Here is a 16,687-nt window from a genome sequence, read left to right as displayed (position 1 = left end):
ATGACAAATAATAATGTCCTAGCCGTTTTATATGTGTATCAACTCATTCATGTAGCAAGTTGTATATTTCTATCACAATATTTCATAACTTCCTCGTCATGCGTAACAATTAATATAGTAGATTTACCTTTAAATTCTGATAAAAGTTCAAGTATTTTATATTTATTATCATTGTCTAAAGCACCTGTTGGCTCATCTGCAAAAATTATTAGAGGTTCTTTTAATAGTAACCTAGCAATCGCGACTCTCTGTTGTTCTCCTCCACTTAACGTATAAATCTTAGTATTAAGTGGTTTATTTAATCCTACTTTTTTCATGACCTCATTTTTCAATACTTTTTTCTGTGATTTACTCAATTTTTTATAAGTTAGTACGATGTCCAAATTATATTCAATCGTTTCATGTGTAATAAGTGCGTAGTTTTGAAACAAATAGCCTAACTTATTTCGATATAAAAGCATCTTATGTTTACGTTTCATCTTAGTTATGTCATCACCATCAATATAAATAGTACCACCATCAATTTTTTCTAAGCCACACATACAACCCAATAAAGTGGATTTTCCCGAACCACTTCTCCCAGTTATGGCGACCATTTCACCTTTGCTAATATTCAAACTCAAATCACTAAATAAATTAACACCATTAAATTGTTTTCTTAAATTATTTACACGGATCATTGATTAATCATCTTCTCATACTCAGATTTACTGATATATTCTATAAAATAAACCCATTTACCTTTGTGATCAATTTTGACATATTGTTCAGAAGGGCTATAACCTTTAAAGTCCAATAAATAGTTGTTTTTATGACCATTTTCATCATAAGATTCAATATCTTTATAATCTTGGATATTTATAATTTCTTGTTTACTTAAATGTTCAGCATCGCTACTATATGGAACCTTAGCATAACTCCAACCTCTTTTAACAAAGGGATTTACTACATCTAATTTTTCATCAATATTTTTCATCGTAAATAAAATTACACAAATTATCATAATGCTTGCTATTAATGTATAAATTAACTTTTTCATTATTGAGTCTCACCTCTTCTTGCATCTTTCAACAAATGATATTCATATCGATTAATAAAAATCATGACAGTAAGTAATTCGAATAGAATAATTGAAATCATTAATTTGAATGAAATTTCTACAATATCAAAAAAATTCACAATAAATAATGCTATAAATGTAGAAACTAAACTATTTATCACAAAACTTATATGCTTTTTAAAAAAAGAATCTCCATGAATAGTTCTTACAAATATCACTTTTTTCTCTCTATCACAATAAATATTAATAATAAATAGATATACTGAAATTAATATTATGATTCCTAGTATAGAGGTAGTAACAGAAACAAATAGATTACGTTTTATTTTATTATATTCAGTCAATACACTACTATAAGCATTAGTCAAACCTTGAATTTCTGTATCAAACTTATTATTATCTAGTTTACTTTTAATTAGATCATAATCATTAAAGAGCAATAACCCTTGTGATGTAGCAGAACTATAGAAAGAAATTGGATAATAACCTTTAGGTAATATTATTATTACTGGATTATAAGATATAACCTCTTTACTATATACACCTGTACTATAGTTAAATAAATTATAATTATTTTTTATTTTATGAACTTTGATATCTAGATACCTTTGTTTATTAGGAACTTTCTCAATTTCATCATAAAATTCAATCTCTTCTTGTAAATCTTTTTTTATTTTATTTATATTCTCTTTGGAAAATCCTTTATCAGGAATTAGTGCTGTAATTTTTGAAAAATCTACTGATTCTTTGTTTTCTATACTAATTTTATTTCTATCAATAAAAGTCTTATTTACATAGATAGCATTATCTAAATCATATTTCTCCCCAGATTTTTTCCAATTATAATGTCTATGAAATGTAAGCATCCAATTCTTTTCAGGAATTTTGTTTAATAAATTTATCACTTCTTGATCTGAATATTTAAACTGTTTCTTACTTGTTTCTATTTCATTTGTTGTCAATTCAGCAATATATAAATCTTTATTCTTAAACCAATGCTTTTCACTGTTAACAATGTCAACCGCTTCTATGTAGTTATGTATTGAAATCGATATAACATTGAGTAAAGTTAAAGTCACTATTAACTTAATTATATTTGGCAAGTATTGGAACCTATTGCCGACACCTTCAAATTTTATATATTTTTGAATATTAAAAGTTTGTTTAGATACTAGCCAGTAAGACATTAGCGATACCATAATCAAAATAATATAAAAAATTACTACACAAATTAAATATGACCAAAAGATATATCTGATTTGTGCCAATTGATTATATAAATATAATCCAATAGTTGCTATTAAAGTTATTATTATGAAATGTGAAACAAAGATTTTTGTAATTTTTAATAATTGTAAAGCTATATTTTTTGACGATGTGAATCCATGTATTCGTTTAATAGACATTTCTTTCACTGAAGCAAGTTGATCATATAAAATAGCTATGAAAATTATTACTAATAAAATTATGAAAGTAGAAGGTAATTGATGGGTACTTATATATTCCAATATTATTAAATGTAATGGAAATTCATAATCTTCAATTGTTAAACCTTTTTCTTCTAATGTTTCATAAAAATCACTTTTGGGATTCTCTTTTATAAAAAAAGTTGTTCCAACCAAATTTAATTTACCCAAAATTTTATTATCTGGTTTTATAATTTGATATTTCTTGTTACGATTAAATGCTTTTTCATTAAAATTAAGTTTCTCGTTCAAATTATATTGAGATAAATATTTAGTTTTACCATTATCATCATAATTCCCATTTACTCGAATCATCGAAATATTATGTTCAGTAGAAAGTTTAACTAATAACCTATTTATTTCTTCTTTATTATGTTTCTTGTCCCACTTTGCTATGACTAATGCTTTGTTGTATCCTGGCAATTTAATATCATCTATATAATTATAAAAATTTAAGAATATAAAAGTTATAATACCGAATATAAGAAATATAGTAGTCTTTGTAATTTTTTTCATTTATCAGCCTCATTGATAAAATTCATTAATAGAAGCCGTAATATGCTTTATTTGCTTTCCAAATTTGCCAACCTGGTCTTCTTACAGATGATGCCTTAGACCATCTTCCTTTAGGTGTATAACCTGAAGAAAACTTATTAGCACCAATAACAGTTGAATAATGCGCTTTCTTTCCATGATAATAATTAGACCATACATACGTATCAGATACACCATAGTTCCAACTACCACCATCAACATTAACTTGGTATGCTTTAACAATCCCTGCACCAGAAGCAATTATAATTGTTAATAATAAAGTTATAAAAAATTTTTTCATTAATAAACACTCCCATTTTTCAAAATTCAAGACGTCTTAAGAATAATATATTTAATTCATAATATTCTGTCAATTACTTTTTATACAATTTTTTACATTTAAAACCCTCGCTATTTGTTTGTTGATAGCGAGGGTTTTGTGGTATATTTAACTTATTAGGATACCTTACATAATTTTATTTAATGATGGCCGTCATTGTATAAATTTTATGGTTAAGGTATTTTTTTCTGCTTTTTTATTCATCGTTTTGTCTCCTATTTTAATTTCAATACTTGTCCGATTTGTATGACATCTGATGTTAATCCGTTCAATTTCTTTAATGTTGCTACGGTAACGCCAATTTTTTGACTGATACTCCATAGTGTATCTCCGGCTACGACTGTATAGGTTGTTGGATTCGTATTGATGGCTCCTCCATTGATGGCTTCTGCTAGTGATTTTGTATATGCATTTAAATTATTTTTAATGTAATTCATATCTTTTGTTGAGGTAATAAATCCTAACTCTACTAATCGATAATTGATATATTCTGCTTTAGCTACGTTGCAATGTAATAGGTCACTTATTTCTGTAATGCCTCTAATAGTACCTACATGTTTTTTCACGGCTGCTTGTAATGCTTTATCAATACTGTCTGCTGCTAATCCACTTGGAATAATAACATGACCTCCTGTAGCTGATGCGGCTGCTGAATCTAAATGAAATTCTACTACAATTTCATAACCTTGTGATTTAACCCAGTATAATCCGTAATCTTTTTTATTTCCGACCTGATCACCGTATGCTGTATCTTGATACATATCTTGGTCTTTGCCGTATACTGCAACTGTATGGCCAGCTTGTTTTAAATAATTTGCTACTCTGTCTACGATATTCGTTCTAATAAAATCTCTTTCATTTGTTCCATTTCCTACTGCGCCTGGATCATTATACCCGTGCCCTGCTACAATCATAATTTTTCTACTCATTTTAACGGCTCCTTTATTGTTAGATTGATCTAATTTTTGATTGAGTTTGGATATGTCATAATTTTCAATTGGCATACCACTACACACTCTTGTTACTTCTTTAGAAATGTCTTCACCTTTTTGACGTAATTGGATATGCAAATGTTCACTCATCGGATTATTGTCATAATTACTATTGCCTTGTAATCCAATAATGTCACCTTGAATGACTTTATCACCTTTAGAAAATTGCAATGTATCTCTTTGCATATGCCCGTAAATCCAATCATTGCCATTATTATCTCTAATTTCAATTGTGCCTCCGAAATTACCAAATGGTTCACTTAATATAACTGTTCCACTAGTAACTGCTGGAATTTGATTCGTTTCATTACTATAGACATCAAATGCTCTATGATAACCACTACAATAGGCATCATAATTTATGCCATCTTCTGTGTAATTTCTATATCCATAGTTTTTTGGATATTGATCGTACGTTCTTGGGTCTGATGAAATTTCCCATCCTTTTTTAGTTAAATATGTTATAGCTGTTAACATTCAATCATCCTTTCTTATTTTTATTTTTTACCAGATTGTTTTAAGAACTTTTCTTGTTCACGTGATTGATTTGTAAAAATGAATGTGTTTTTCCAAATACCATAAAGCACAAATACAATAGGTATCCCTGTGTTTAATACGTTCATCCATGCATTTAACTTTTGAGGGTTCAACCATTCTACCGAAATTCCAGATGCATTCAATGCTAAATATAGTGCACCTAAGAACCCACCTATCATTGCGATAAATTGTTTAACTTTGTCTGGATCAATTGGGATTCTGTTATCTTCTTCGGAATAATTCAAATTTACTTTATCTGTTTTGAAGTTCATTTTAACCATGTGTATCACCTCCTTGGTTACACTATAATATAACTTTCGGTTGACGTCAATAACTTTTAGTTATATTTTTATGCAAAATTATTGATAAAATATAACTATAGGTTATAATAATAGTATCAATCATATAAGGAGCGGGAAACTTATGGTGTCTCAAAATAAACTCTCTGAACAAATAAGTTTATTAAGAACGAAAAATGGATGGACGCAACAAAAATTAGCAGATGCGTTACAAGTTTCAAAACAATCCATTTCATATTGGGAAACAGGAAGAAAAGCACCAAAGATGAAGAAAATAGAAGAAATGGCAAAGTTATTTGATGTAAGTGTCAGTTATATTTTAGACGGGGAAGCTAAACAAACTTATAACTCTACTGCAGAAACGATTGCCGCACATTTAGATGGAGAATTAACAGAAGAAGAATTGAAGAAAGTATTAGAATATGTTGATTTTCTAAAGCATCAAAACAAATGATTTATTAAACGGAAAATATGGTGGGGATAATTTGAATAGATATGAAAAAACACTTATCAATAATGAACACATCGTGATTAAAGAAACAAGTAACCTTCCGAATCAACTGAAAGGTTTATATGTAGATGGATTAATTTTATTGAAAGATGATTTATCTAACAAAGAAAAGTTAGAAGTGCTAGGAGAAGAGTTAGCCCATCATGATATATCTTATGGAGATATTCTCGATACAAGTGAATTATGGAAATGGAAATTTGAGCATAAAGCAAGAAGATTAGGATTTGAAAAAATTATACCTCTAAAAAGTATTGTGCAAGCGTACCAATCAGGCGTCCATAATAAATTTGAACTGAGTAATTATTTAGACGTATCTGAAGGGTATATAGATGAAGTTTTAGAACATTACAAACAAAAATATGGATTAAGCACATGGTATGATCATTATTTAATAAAGTTCAACCCACTTCAAGTTTATGAATATAAAGAAATCAATTAAAGGCTGAGACAATAACGTCTCAGCCTTTAATGATGTTATGAACATACGTTATATTTACCATTCTGCAATGCTTCCATCTTTGTGTCTCCAAACTGGGTTATGCCAATCATGCCCGACTTCCGCCATTTTTTTAACATGTGCTTCATCTATTTCTACACCAAGGCCAGGCTTTTTAGGAATATCTACATATCCATCTTTAAACTCAAATACTTCTTTGTTCGTAATATAATCTAGAATATCACTGTCTTTATTGTAATGAATGCCTAGGCTTTGTTCTTGAATAAAAGCATTGTGACAAGTTGCATCTACTTGTAGACATGACGCTAAAGCGATAGGTCCAAGTGGACAATGAGGTGCAGCACCTACATCATAAGCTTCTGCCATAGAAATAATTTTTTTACATTCTGTTATACCACCAGCATGTGATAAATCAGGTTGAATGATATCGACAAATCCACTTTCTAAAATAGGTTTGAAATCCCATCTAGAAAATAGCCTTTCACCAAGCGCTATTGGTATAGTTGTCGTTTGACTAATTTCTCTAACCGCTTCTATATTTTCACTTAATACAGGTTCTTCTATAAACATTGGATTGTATGGCTCTAATTCTTTAGCTAATACTTTAGCCATTGGTTTATGAACACGCCCGTGAAAATCAATTCCAATACCTAACTGATTGCCAACTGCTTCTCTAATACCAGCAACACGTTGAACAACACTTTCTATCTTGTCATAACTATCTATATACTGTAATTCTTCAGTTGCATTCATTTTGATTGCTTCAAAACCATTTTCAAAAGCTTTTTTAGCAGCGTTTGCAGTATCTTGAGGTCTATCACCACCAACCCATGAATATACTTTCATAGATTCTCTACATGCCCCACCTAATAATTCATGAACAGGCGCGTTATAATATTTACCTTTAATATCCCACAATGCTTGGTCTATACCTGAAATGGCACTCATTAAAATTGGACCACCTCTATAAAAGCTACTTCTATACATCATATTCCAGTGATCTTCAATATTTAAAGGATTCTTACCAATCAACTGTTGCATAAATTCATCAACCGCTGCACCGACAGTCTGAGCTTTACCTTCAATTACAGGTTCACCCCACCCTACGATTCCTTCGTCCGTCGTAATTTTTAGAAACAACCAACGTGGTGGTACTTGAAACAACTCATAGTCTACAATCTTCATGTTAGCACTCCTCTTTAATGTACTTTGTTATAAAATGCTTGTGCTTTTTGTTCTAGTTCCTCAAAATACGCTTTATTCGTTTCTACTTTCGTATTAACTAATGCACTTCCTAAACCGACACCAACTGCTCCCGCTTCTATAAAATCAGTAACATTGTCTATACTTACACCACCTGTTGGTAAAAGTGGTATATGCGGTAATGGTCCTTGTAAATCTTTAATATATTCAGGACCTAAACTTGTTGTTGGAAAGACTTTAATAATATCTCCACCGTATTCATAAGCTTCTAGAATTTCTGTTGGTGTTAAAGCACCTGGTATACTTACCGCACCATATTTTTTACTCATGCGAATCGTATCTTTATCTACCGTTGGCGACAGTATAAACGTTGCACCGCTTAAAATAGCTAACCTTGCCGATTCTGCATCTAAGACTGTACCTGCTCCAACTACAACTTTTCCCTTCATTTCATTAGAGATCAGTTCAATAGATTCTAACGCTTTAGGTGAATTCATCGTAACCTCTATCGCACGAATACCTGCTTTATATAATGTTTCTACGATTGGTAAAATATCATTGGGATTTGCATTTCGTAAAATTGCGATTAATTTAGTTTCTTTGATTGTTTGTAATGTATCTATTTTAGACGCCTCCTTATCTAATCACATCATCTACATGACCTGTATGTTTCATTTGTTCAATTTCTTCTTTAGTTGGTAATCCTTCAACATCACCTTTAACCGTTGTCACGAGTGCACCTGCATTACAAGCCTGTTCTGTTGCTTCATGAATGGATAACCCTTCGATAATACCTGCGATTAAACCTGCCGCAAAGCCATCTCCAGCACCAACAGGATCAACGACTTCTATTTCTTTTGAAGCTTTTGCATAACCTGAAATATCTTTATGTACATAGTAAGCACCTTTACTTCCTAATTTAACAACTACTGTTGATGCACCTAAATTAATAATTTCTTGAGCGATTTCTTCTTCAGATTGTGTATTGAATAAAAATGCCCCTTCACTCGTTCCTGGTAACACAATATCGCTTAAAGCAATTAATTGTTTTAATGTTTCTTTCGCTTCATCTTCAGACCATAATTTGAGTCTTAAGTTTGGATCGAAAACAATTTGTAAGCCTAATGATTTTGCTGTCGAAATGAGTTTAAATATTGTTTGTTTACAAGATGCACTTAAAGCAGGTGTAATACCTGTGACATATAAATATTTAAATTGAGCGACATAACTTTCATCTATATTTGCTTCAGACATTAGACTGGCTGCTGAACCTTTTCTATAATAATGGACGCGTGTTTGATCTTGTCGAAATTTCTCTTTAAGAAAAATGCCAGTCGGTGCTTCAGATATTAATTTTACAGAATCTACATTAATACCTTCACCACGAACAAAATTTAAAATCTTCTGCCCTAATTCATCATTACCTAATTGACTAATCCAGCCAGTTTTAACACCAAGCTTTTCTAACCCAATAAGCGTATTTGTTTCAGCCCCAGCTATATGCGTTGAAAAGTCTTGAGCATATCTCATTGGTCCTACTTCTTTAGGTGCAAACACAACCATCGTTTCTCCAATAGACAATACATCCATCTTCATGACCCTCCTTATAACTTAATAGCCGTCTGCGTTGTATAAACGTGCAGATAAACCACCATCAATGACTAAGTGTTCACCTGTCATCATTTCAGAATCATCAGATGCTAAATATTGCGCTAATTTACCAATATCTTCTGGTTCATTAATTCTTGATGTCGCGTGTAAATCTAAGACGCCTTGTCTCACTTCATCTTCGTTTTCCATTGAATCAAACCAATTTTTTAAATGTGATGTGTTTGTAAATCCTGGACATATCGCATTTACACGAATATTGTATTTACCTAAACTTAATGCCATACCTCGTGTCATCGCATTAACGCCACCTTTAGCAGCAGCATATATATCAGTGTCTGGTAAAGTCGCGATTGAATGGTTTGAAGAAATATTGATAATTGAACCGCCACCTTGTTTCTTCATTTCAGGGATGACATGTTTCGAACATAAGAATGTTCCTCTTAAATCAATATTGATAATAGAATCCCAATCTTCCACTGTTGCTTCTTCAATAGATTTAAACACTGTGATACCTGCATTATTAACAAGTGTGTTGATTTTCCCATAATGATTCACTGTTTCATTAACCATATTAATAATACTTTCTTCTATAGATACATCTGTTTCAACAAAGTATGCGTCGCCACCATTATCGATTATTTCTGCTACTGTTTCTTTACCAAACTCTGGATCAATTGTAGCAACAACAATCTTTGCACCTTTACTGCCAAGTTGTTTTGCAATACCTTTACCGATACCTTTTCCTGCGCCAGTTACAATAATGACTTGTTCATTTAATTCACTCATTTATAATTCCTCCTTATATTCATTTATTTGGTTTTGGTAATGAGAATATTTCTTCTACTATTAAAGATGCTGCGCCAATCGTATATAAATCGTCCCCTAAAGCAGAAGTTACGATTGGCGTCTCTTTCGCATCTTCACCCATTACTTTTAACCGAATGATTGCTTTAATTTCTGGTAGTAAGAGATGACTAATTTTTGTTAAACTACCACCTAATACAATAAATTTTGGTCCAAATAAATTGATTAATATTGCAAAGCCTAAACCAAGGTTTCTACCAACTTCTCCAGCAATTTGGACACATAATTCATCACCTTGATTCACTGCCTCATAAAAATCTTCAATACTTAAATCATCAATTTCAGACTGCATATTTAATATTTGACTTTTACGACCAATTTTTAATTGACGCTTAATCATTTTTAAAATTGCTGTTTCTGAAGACAATGTTTCTAAACAGCCATAATTACCGCAAGAACATAATGGACCATCTGGATCTATCGTGACATGTCCAATTTGACCTGTAATGTGGTGATTGCCTTTTAAAATCGATCCATTATTGATAATACTTGCACCTACACCATAGTCCACGATGACCGATATAAAGTTTGTTTCTTCTTTACCTTGGCCAAACCACATTTCCGCAAGTGCTGCACTATTACAATCATTATCAATTACGACCATCAAGTCTGTTTCAGATTCTAATATCGATTTAATTTCGATATTTCTCCATCCTAAGTTTGGCGCAAAGATATTTGTACCATTTTGAGTATCGACCAACCCGTGCATACCTACTCCAATACCAAGTACTTCAATTTGTAGTGCTGAATATTCTTCTGCAATTAAACGAATTTCTTGTCCTAAATAAACAATCATGTCATTCGGACCTTTTTGTAAATCCATTTCTATTTGTTTCTCAAATAAGATTTCTGCTCTCAAATTGCTGACAATTATACTCGTTCTATATGCACCAATTTCTAAACCAATCATCACTTTTTTCTCTTTATTAATATCAAGTGGTATCGGTTGTCTGCCTCTAACTTTTCTTTCCATTGCCTTCTCTTCTATCCATTGTTCATCAATTAATATTGAAACAATTTCTGAAACTGAAGGTCTTGATAAGTCAATTCTATTCGCAATTTCTACTCTAGAGATTGGTCCATACTTTTGAATCGTCCTTAATACAAGTTGCTTATTATAATCTTTCATTAAATTAATATTGATCCGAGATGATTGCTTCACGACAACCCTCCTTAACTTTAAGTAATTTATAATAACTAAAATAAATATTTTTATTCGTATTTTACTTGATTTTCTATTTGAAAAGGCTTACATTAATAATTAAATCAGATTCAAAGAGTAATTACAACTTTTTAGTTATCTTAAATAATTAAATATCATCAACGAACCTCAAAATTTTATTTTAACTAAAGTTTCTGATGGCATTATTCAAATTACATGGGGGTAATAAAATGGAAGCAAGCAATTATAGAACGAAGTTAATTTTCTTCCTAGGTGCTCTAGGAGGATTGCTTTACGGGTATGACACGGGTGTTATATCTGGCGCGTTGCTTTTTATAAAAAATGATATACCACTCACAAGTTTCACTGAAGGTTTAGTCGTGAGTTCAATGTTAGTCGGTGCAATATTTGGTTCAGGATTCAGTGGACCACTATCGGATAAACTTGGACGAAGAAAGCTCGTATTTGTTATTGCGATTGTCTTTATCGTGGGCGCATTAATTCTATCATTAGCACAATCAATGGTTATCCTAGTCATAGGTAGATTTATAATCGGATTAGCAGTCGGAGGCTCTACTGCAATCGTGCCTGTCTATTTATCAGAAATGGCACCTACTGACACAAGAGGTTCTTTAAGTTCATTAAACCAACTGATGATTACTATCGGGATTCTCGCTTCATATTTAGTTAACTATGCTTTCGCAGATATGGAGGCTTGGAGATGGATGGTTGGATTAGCAGTTGTACCTTCTGTCATCTTAATGATCGGTGTTTACTTTATGCCAGAGAGCCCTAGATGGTTACTTGAACATAAAAGTGAAAAAGCCGCTAGAAAAGTTATGGCAATTACAAGAAAACAATCAGAAATTGATAAAGAAATTGACGAAATGAAAGAAATCATTCATATATCAGAAAGTACATGGACAGTCTTAAAATCTGTTTGGCTAAGACCCGTACTTGTTATAGGCTGTATATTTGCACTACTCCAACAAATCATCGGTATTAATGCCATCATTTACTATGCACCAACAATCTTTAGTAAAGCAGGTTTAGGAGATGCAACAGCTATTCTTGGAACAGTCGGCATCGGATCAGTCAATGTAATTGTAACGATATTTGCAATATATATAATGGATAAAATTGACCGTAAAAAACTACTTATTACAGGTAATATCGGCATGGTTTGCTCATTACTTATTATGGCAACACTCGTATGGACAATCGGATTACACTCAACAGTCGGTGCATGGATTATTGTCGCATGTTTAACATTATTCATTGTCTTCTTCGCATTCACTTGGGGACCAATCTTATGGATCATGTTACCAGAACTATTCCCAATGAGAGCAAGAGGCGCAGCAACAGGTATCGCGACATTATCCTTATCAATAGGCAGTTTATTAGTCGCACAATTCTTCCCACTACTCACATCAGTGATGGGAATCGAACAAGTATTTCTAATCTTTGCAGTCATCGGTATACTCGCAATGATATTTGTCATCAAATACTTACCAGAAACAAGAGGCAGAAGCCTTGAAGAAATCGAAGTAGACTTAAGAAATAGAACATCATCCGTTACATTATCTAAAATAGATTAAGGAATAGGAAAACCCCGTAGAAATTCTACGGGGCTTTCTTTATCTGGTAGTATTATAAATCCAAAATTCACTTCTTTTCTATCATCATAAATAAGACATAAAACAATAAGAGAACTGAAAAACCTAATATAATAAAAAAGATTGATAATATAAAATTAAAATCATAAACTAAATCTCCAGCAACAATCAATACTGTTCCCAAAAATAAACAAGTAGAAAATATGTATGAGATTTTAGCTATATTTTCTGGATTTACTTTATCATGTTCTATAGAAGCAATAATATTTATATTTTTAGATATTGCAACGTATATAGAAATGGTTAAAGAAACTACTAATATACATATATCTAGTACAATATTAAACACTGTCTACCTCCATTTACTTGTTAGCTTTATTCTTTTTATAATCATTGATTAAACAAAATAAATGTGAAGCACCTAAGCAACAAAAAATGACTATAACTATATTAACAATTATACATATCATATTCGAATTAGGTAAATACGAAAACAAAAACATAAATGGTATAAAGCATATAATTTCTAACATTGTTATATTTTTAAAAATTTCTTTTAAGTTATTCAACGTTGACCACCTCATTATGATAACCTAGTTAGACTTTATTTTATATTTCCTTAATTTGTAAAAATAATACCATAAATAGGTATATATTTTCTATATCTAAATATCTCGCATCGATTTTGTTAAGTGCTGACGCCTGAGGGAATAGTATGCGTGAGAGACTACAGGCTCGAACCATACCCTAGGCAAGCATGCACGAACAAAATCGTAGATTACTTTATAAACACATTATCTAAAATAGATTAAGAAATAGAAAAAACCTGTATAAGTTCTTATGACCAAGAACTTATACAGGGTTATTTTATCTATAAATATTGTCTTACACAGTCTAATCGGTATTATCCAATTGAACCTTCCATTTCGAATTTGATTAGACGGTTCATTTCTACTGCGTATTCCATTGGTAATTCTTTTGTAAATGGTTCGATGAAGCCCATTACGATCATTTCAGTTGCTTCTTCTTCTGAAATACCACGGCTCATTAGGTAGAATAATTGTTCTTCAGATACTTTAGAAACTTTCGCTTCGTGTTCTAATGAAATGTTATCGTTCATGATTTCATTGTAAGGAATTGTATCTGATGTAGATTCGTTATCCATAATTAATGTGTCACATTCAATGTTTGAACGTGCGCCAGTTGCTTTACGTCCGAAGTGTACTTGACCACGGTAAACAACTTTACCGCCATTTTTAGAAATTGATTTAGAAACAATTGTTGATGACGTATTTGGTGCTTTATGAATCATTTTTGCACCAGCATCTTGAACTTGTCCTTTACCTGCAAGTGCGATAGATAAAGTCATACCTCTAGCGCCTTCTTCAAGTAAGAAACAAGATGGGTATTTCATTGTTAATTTAGATCCTAAGTTACCATCAATCCATTCCATCGTACCATTCTCATATACGAAAGTACGTTTTGTAACTAAGTTATAAACATTGTTAGCCCAGTTTTGGATTGTTGTATAACGGCAGTATGCATCTTTCTTAACGATAATTTCAACTACAGCTGAGTGTAATGAATTAGTCGTATAAACAGGTGCTGTACAACCTTCTACATAGTGTACTGAAGAACCTTCATCAGCAATAATTAATGTTCTTTCAAATTGACCCATGTTTTCAGAGTTAATTCTGAAGTAAGCTTGAAGTGGTGTTTCTAATTTTACGCCTTTTGGTACGTAAATGAATGATCCACCAGACCAAACTGCTGAGTTTAATGCTGAGAATTTATTATCTGCAGCTGGAATAACACTTGCGAAATATTCTTTGAATAATTCTTCGTTTTCACGTAATGCTGAATCAGTATCTTTGAAGATAATACCTTGTTCTTCTAAGTCTTGTTCCATGTTATGGTAAACAACTTCTGATTCATATTGCGCAGATACACCTGCAAGATACTTTTGTTCTGCTTCAGGAATACCTAATTTATCGAAAGTATTTTTGATTTCTTCTGGTACTTCATCCCATGAACGCTCTGAACGTTCTGATGGTTTAACGTAGTATGTGATTTCATCAAAGTTTAACTCTGTTAAATCGCCACCCCACATTGGCATTGGCATTTTGTAAAATTGTTTTAATGATTTCAAACGAAAATCAAGCATCCATTGTGGTTCGTCTTTCATTTCAGATATTTTTTTAACGATTTCTTCTGTTAAACCTCTACCTGAACGGAAAATAGAAACGTCTTCATCATGGAAGCCATATTTATAATCTCCAACTTCTGGTGATTTTTTAGCCATTTTCTTCACTCCTCTTTTATAATAGCGTTCGCCCATTTTTCAAAAGTTACGCGTTATTTTGCTCTTTTGTTCCTTTTTCAAATGCTTTCCATGCTAAAGTAGCGCATTTGATTCTTGCTGGGAATTTAGATACACCTGATAGTGCTTCTATATCTCCCATTTCTTCTGTAATTTCGTAGGATTCACCAAGCATCATGTTTGAGAATTCTTGACTCATTTCTAATGCTTCTTCAATTGTATGACCTTTAACCGCTTCAGTCATCATAGATGCGCTAGACATTGAAATAGAGCAACCTTCACCTTCAAACTTAGCATCTTTAATAACATTATCTTCTACATCTAATGTTAAGCGGATGCGATCTCCACATGTAGGATTGTTCATATCTATTGTTAGAGAGCCATCTTCAAGAACGCCTTTATTACGAGGATTCTTATAGTGGTCCATAATGACAGAACGGTATAGTTGATCTAAATTGTTAAAATTCATAAGAGAAAAACTCCTTCGCGCCATTTAGTGCCTGAATGAGTTGGTCAACATCTTCAGTAGTATTATAAATATAGAAACTTGCTCTTGCTGTTGAAGATTGGTTTAACCATTTCATTAATGGTTGTGCACAATGGTGACCTGCTCTTACAGCTACGCCTTCAGAATCTAATGCTGTTGCTAAATCATGTGGGTGAACACCTTCTACATTAAATGTAATTAATCCAGCTCTTTTTTCAGGTGTAGGTCCATATATTTCAAGTCCATCAATTTTAGACATTTCATTGTAAGCATAATTCACAAGATCATACTCATGTTGATGAATGTTATCTAAACCGATAGCATCAATATATTTAATCGCTTCAGCTAAAGCAATTGCTTCTGCAATAAGCGGTGTACCAGCTTCGAATTTCGTTGGTAAGTCTGTCCATGTTGCATCTTCTAAACCAACAAAATCAATCATATCTCCACCAAATTCGATTGGTTCCATCTTATCTAATAAATCACGTTTACCATATAAGACACCTATACCAGTAGGGCCTAACATTTTATGACCACTAAAGCTAAAGAAGTCTACATCTAAATCTTGAACATCCACTTTCATATGTGGTGCTGACTGCGCACCATCTACTGCAATAACAGCATTATGACGATGTGCGACTTCTGCAATATATTTAACATCATTGATTGTACCTAATACGTTAGACACATGAGCGACTGCGACAATTTTAGTTCGATCATTTATCGTACTTTCGATTGCGTCTCTTTCAAGTTCGCCACTTTCTGACATTGGAATAAATTTAAGTTTAGCACCTGTTCTTTTAGCAAGTTGTTGCCATGGCACGATATTCGCATGATGTTCCATTTGTGTGACGACAATTTCATCACCTTCAGAAACATTTGCATCACCGTAACTATGCGCCACTAAGTTGATTGCAGTTGTAGTTCCTCTTGTGAACACAACTTCTTCAAAATATTGTGCATTTATAAATCTTCTAACAGTTTCTCGTGCTTTTTCATAAGCATCCGTAGCAAGTGTACCAAGTGTATGCACACCTCGGTGAACATTAGAATTATAACGGTTGTAGTAATCTACAATGCTATCAGTGACTTGAGTAGGTGTTTGACTTGTGGCTGATGAATCTAAATACACGAGTCTACTACCGTTAACTTGTTGTTCTAATATCGGAAAATCTTTTATAATTTTTTCTACATTAAATGTTGATTCGGCCACATTATCAGACCTTTC

Annotated in this window: 19 protein-coding genes; 3 read left to right on the top strand and 16 right to left on the bottom strand. The window is 32.1% G+C overall.

The annotated features are described in order from the left end of the window. Window positions 1-47: 47 nt before the first annotated feature. The 6 genes from CD035_RS02640 to CD035_RS02615 all read right to left on the bottom strand — a co-directional run bounded on the left by CD035_RS02640 (window position 48) and on the right by CD035_RS02615 (window position 5,210). Window positions 48-680, bottom strand: a complete 633-nt coding sequence (locus tag CD035_RS02640; RefSeq protein WP_048540175.1) for an ATP-binding cassette domain-containing protein — start codon at window positions 678-680, stop codon at window positions 48-50. Continuing rightward, on the bottom strand, window positions 677-1,039 hold the full coding sequence (locus CD035_RS02635; protein ID WP_048540177.1) for a YxeA family protein: 363 nt from the start codon (window positions 1,037-1,039) through the stop codon (window positions 677-679). Before CD035_RS02635 ends, CD035_RS02640 begins: the two co-directional genes overlap by 4 nt. After that, window positions 1,039-3,042 (bottom strand): hypothetical protein, encoded by a 2,004-nt coding sequence (locus CD035_RS02630; protein ID WP_048540179.1) that lies wholly within the window; start codon window positions 3,040-3,042, stop codon window positions 1,039-1,041. Before CD035_RS02630 ends, CD035_RS02635 begins: the two co-directional genes overlap by 1 nt. A gap of 25 nt (window positions 3,043-3,067) precedes the next feature. After that, a complete protein-coding gene (locus CD035_RS02625) occupies window positions 3,068-3,361 on the bottom strand; it encodes a lactococcin 972 family bacteriocin (RefSeq protein ID WP_048540181.1) in 294 nt (97 codons plus the stop codon). Window positions 3,362-3,615: 254 nt separating this feature from the next. Beyond that, a complete protein-coding gene (locus tag CD035_RS02620; protein ID WP_048540182.1) occupies window positions 3,616-4,869 on the bottom strand; it encodes an N-acetylmuramoyl-L-alanine amidase in 1,254 nt (417 codons plus the stop codon). 20 nt (window positions 4,870-4,889) lie between these two features. Then, window positions 4,890-5,210, bottom strand: a complete 321-nt coding sequence (locus CD035_RS02615) for a phage holin (RefSeq protein WP_025904389.1) — start codon at window positions 5,208-5,210, stop codon at window positions 4,890-4,892. Between the two features lie 142 nt (window positions 5,211-5,352). Here CD035_RS02615 and CD035_RS02610 point away from each other — a divergent pair, with 142 nt between their 5' ends. Further along, window positions 5,353-5,682, top strand: a complete 330-nt coding sequence (locus CD035_RS02610) for a helix-turn-helix transcriptional regulator (RefSeq protein WP_025904388.1) — start codon at window positions 5,353-5,355, stop codon at window positions 5,680-5,682. Between the two features lie 31 nt (window positions 5,683-5,713). Beyond that, on the top strand, window positions 5,714-6,178 hold the full coding sequence (locus tag CD035_RS02605) for a toxin (protein WP_048540184.1): 465 nt from the start codon (window positions 5,714-5,716) through the stop codon (window positions 6,176-6,178). A gap of 54 nt (window positions 6,179-6,232) precedes the next feature. On the opposite strand, the gene dgoD is transcribed toward CD035_RS02605, so the two are convergent. From dgoD to CD035_RS02580, 5 genes are read right to left on the bottom strand one after another with little or no spacing between them, the layout of a single operon-like run. Beyond that, window positions 6,233-7,381 (bottom strand): galactonate dehydratase, encoded by a 1,149-nt coding sequence (gene dgoD, locus CD035_RS02600; protein ID WP_048540185.1) that lies wholly within the window; start codon window positions 7,379-7,381, stop codon window positions 6,233-6,235. 14 nt (window positions 7,382-7,395) lie between these two features. After that, entirely contained in the window at window positions 7,396-8,004 is a 609-nt protein-coding gene (locus CD035_RS02595) for a bifunctional 4-hydroxy-2-oxoglutarate aldolase/2-dehydro-3-deoxy-phosphogluconate aldolase (RefSeq protein WP_317044468.1), read from the bottom strand. Window positions 8,005-8,035: 31 nt separating this feature from the next. Next, window positions 8,036-8,989 carry a sugar kinase gene (locus tag CD035_RS02590; RefSeq protein ID WP_048540189.1) on the bottom strand — a complete coding sequence of 318 codons (954 nt, stop codon included), beginning with the start codon at window positions 8,987-8,989 and terminating at the stop codon, window positions 8,036-8,038. A gap of 21 nt (window positions 8,990-9,010) precedes the next feature. After that, the gene (locus tag CD035_RS02585; RefSeq protein WP_048540191.1) at window positions 9,011-9,796 is read right to left on the bottom strand and encodes an SDR family NAD(P)-dependent oxidoreductase; all 786 of its coding nucleotides are present in this window, start codon (window positions 9,794-9,796) and stop codon (window positions 9,011-9,013) included. Window positions 9,797-9,815: 19 nt separating this feature from the next. Then, entirely contained in the window at window positions 9,816-11,036 is a 1,221-nt protein-coding gene (locus CD035_RS02580; protein WP_048540193.1) for an ROK family transcriptional regulator, read from the bottom strand. Window positions 11,037-11,266: 230 nt separating this feature from the next. Here CD035_RS02580 and glcP point away from each other — a divergent pair, with 230 nt between their 5' ends. Next, window positions 11,267-12,634 carry a glucose transporter GlcP gene (gene glcP / locus CD035_RS02575; RefSeq protein ID WP_048540197.1) on the top strand — a complete coding sequence of 456 codons (1,368 nt, stop codon included), beginning with the start codon at window positions 11,267-11,269 and terminating at the stop codon, window positions 12,632-12,634. Window positions 12,635-12,701: 67 nt separating this feature from the next. Here glcP and CD035_RS02570 read toward each other — a convergent pair whose 3' ends face one another. From CD035_RS02570 to CD035_RS02550, 5 genes are all read right to left on the bottom strand, one after another. Next, window positions 12,702-13,001, bottom strand: a complete 300-nt coding sequence (locus CD035_RS02570; protein ID WP_048540198.1) for a hypothetical protein — start codon at window positions 12,999-13,001, stop codon at window positions 12,702-12,704. A gap of 13 nt (window positions 13,002-13,014) precedes the next feature. Further along, window positions 13,015-13,236 (bottom strand): DUF6007 family protein, encoded by a 222-nt coding sequence (locus CD035_RS14015; protein WP_088592470.1) that lies wholly within the window; start codon window positions 13,234-13,236, stop codon window positions 13,015-13,017. 320 nt (window positions 13,237-13,556) lie between these two features. Further along, complete coding sequence (sufB, locus tag CD035_RS02560; RefSeq protein ID WP_025904379.1) at window positions 13,557-14,954, bottom strand: Fe-S cluster assembly protein SufB; 1,398 nt, start codon at window positions 14,952-14,954, stop codon at window positions 13,557-13,559. A gap of 46 nt (window positions 14,955-15,000) precedes the next feature. Then, complete coding sequence (gene sufU, locus CD035_RS02555) at window positions 15,001-15,441, bottom strand: Fe-S cluster assembly sulfur transfer protein SufU (protein WP_048540200.1); 441 nt, start codon at window positions 15,439-15,441, stop codon at window positions 15,001-15,003. Further along, a complete protein-coding gene (locus CD035_RS02550; RefSeq protein WP_048540201.1) occupies window positions 15,431-16,672 on the bottom strand; it encodes a cysteine desulfurase in 1,242 nt (413 codons plus the stop codon). Before CD035_RS02550 ends, sufU begins: the two co-directional genes overlap by 11 nt. Window positions 16,673-16,687 lie beyond the last annotated feature (15 nt).

Source organism: Mammaliicoccus sciuri (assembly GCF_002901825.1).
Classification (GTDB): Bacteria; Bacillota; Bacilli; order Staphylococcales; family Staphylococcaceae; genus Mammaliicoccus; species Mammaliicoccus sciuri.
This window is presented reverse-complemented; position numbering and strand designations above follow the sequence as displayed.

Bases quoted from the DNA above. Each gene is read 5' to 3' on its own strand.
- CD035_RS02640 (WP_048540175.1), bottom strand. From the start codon at position 680: ATGATCCGTGTAAATAATTTAAGAAAACAATTTAATGGTGTTAATTTA.
- CD035_RS02635 (WP_048540177.1), bottom strand. From the start codon at position 1,039: ATGAAAAAGTTAATTTATACATTAATAGCAAGCATTATGATAATTTGT.
- CD035_RS02630 (WP_048540179.1), bottom strand. From the start codon at position 3,042: ATGAAAAAAATTACAAAGACTACTATATTTCTTATATTCGGTATTATA.
- CD035_RS02625 (WP_048540181.1), bottom strand. From the start codon at position 3,361: ATGAAAAAATTTTTTATAACTTTATTATTAACAATTATAATTGCTTCT.
- CD035_RS02620 (WP_048540182.1), bottom strand. From the start codon at position 4,869: ATGTTAACAGCTATAACATATTTAACTAAAAAAGGATGGGAAATTTCA.
- CD035_RS02615 (WP_025904389.1), bottom strand. From the start codon at position 5,210: ATGGTTAAAATGAACTTCAAAACAGATAAAGTAAATTTGAATTATTCC.
- CD035_RS02610 (WP_025904388.1), top strand. From the start codon at position 5,353: ATGGTGTCTCAAAATAAACTCTCTGAACAAATAAGTTTATTAAGAACG.
- dgoD (WP_048540185.1), bottom strand. From the start codon at position 7,381: ATGAAGATTGTAGACTATGAGTTGTTTCAAGTACCACCACGTTGGTTG.
- CD035_RS02590 (WP_048540189.1), bottom strand. From the start codon at position 8,989: ATGGATGTATTGTCTATTGGAGAAACGATGGTTGTGTTTGCACCTAAA.
- CD035_RS02585 (WP_048540191.1), bottom strand. From the start codon at position 9,796: ATGAGTGAATTAAATGAACAAGTCATTATTGTAACTGGCGCAGGAAAA.
- glcP (WP_048540197.1), top strand. From the start codon at position 11,267: ATGGAAGCAAGCAATTATAGAACGAAGTTAATTTTCTTCCTAGGTGCT.
- CD035_RS14015 (WP_088592470.1), bottom strand. From the start codon at position 13,236: ATGAGGTGGTCAACGTTGAATAACTTAAAAGAAATTTTTAAAAATATA.
- sufB (WP_025904379.1), bottom strand. From the start codon at position 14,954: ATGGCTAAAAAATCACCAGAAGTTGGAGATTATAAATATGGCTTCCAT.
- sufU (WP_048540200.1), bottom strand. From the start codon at position 15,441: ATGAATTTTAACAATTTAGATCAACTATACCGTTCTGTCATTATGGAC.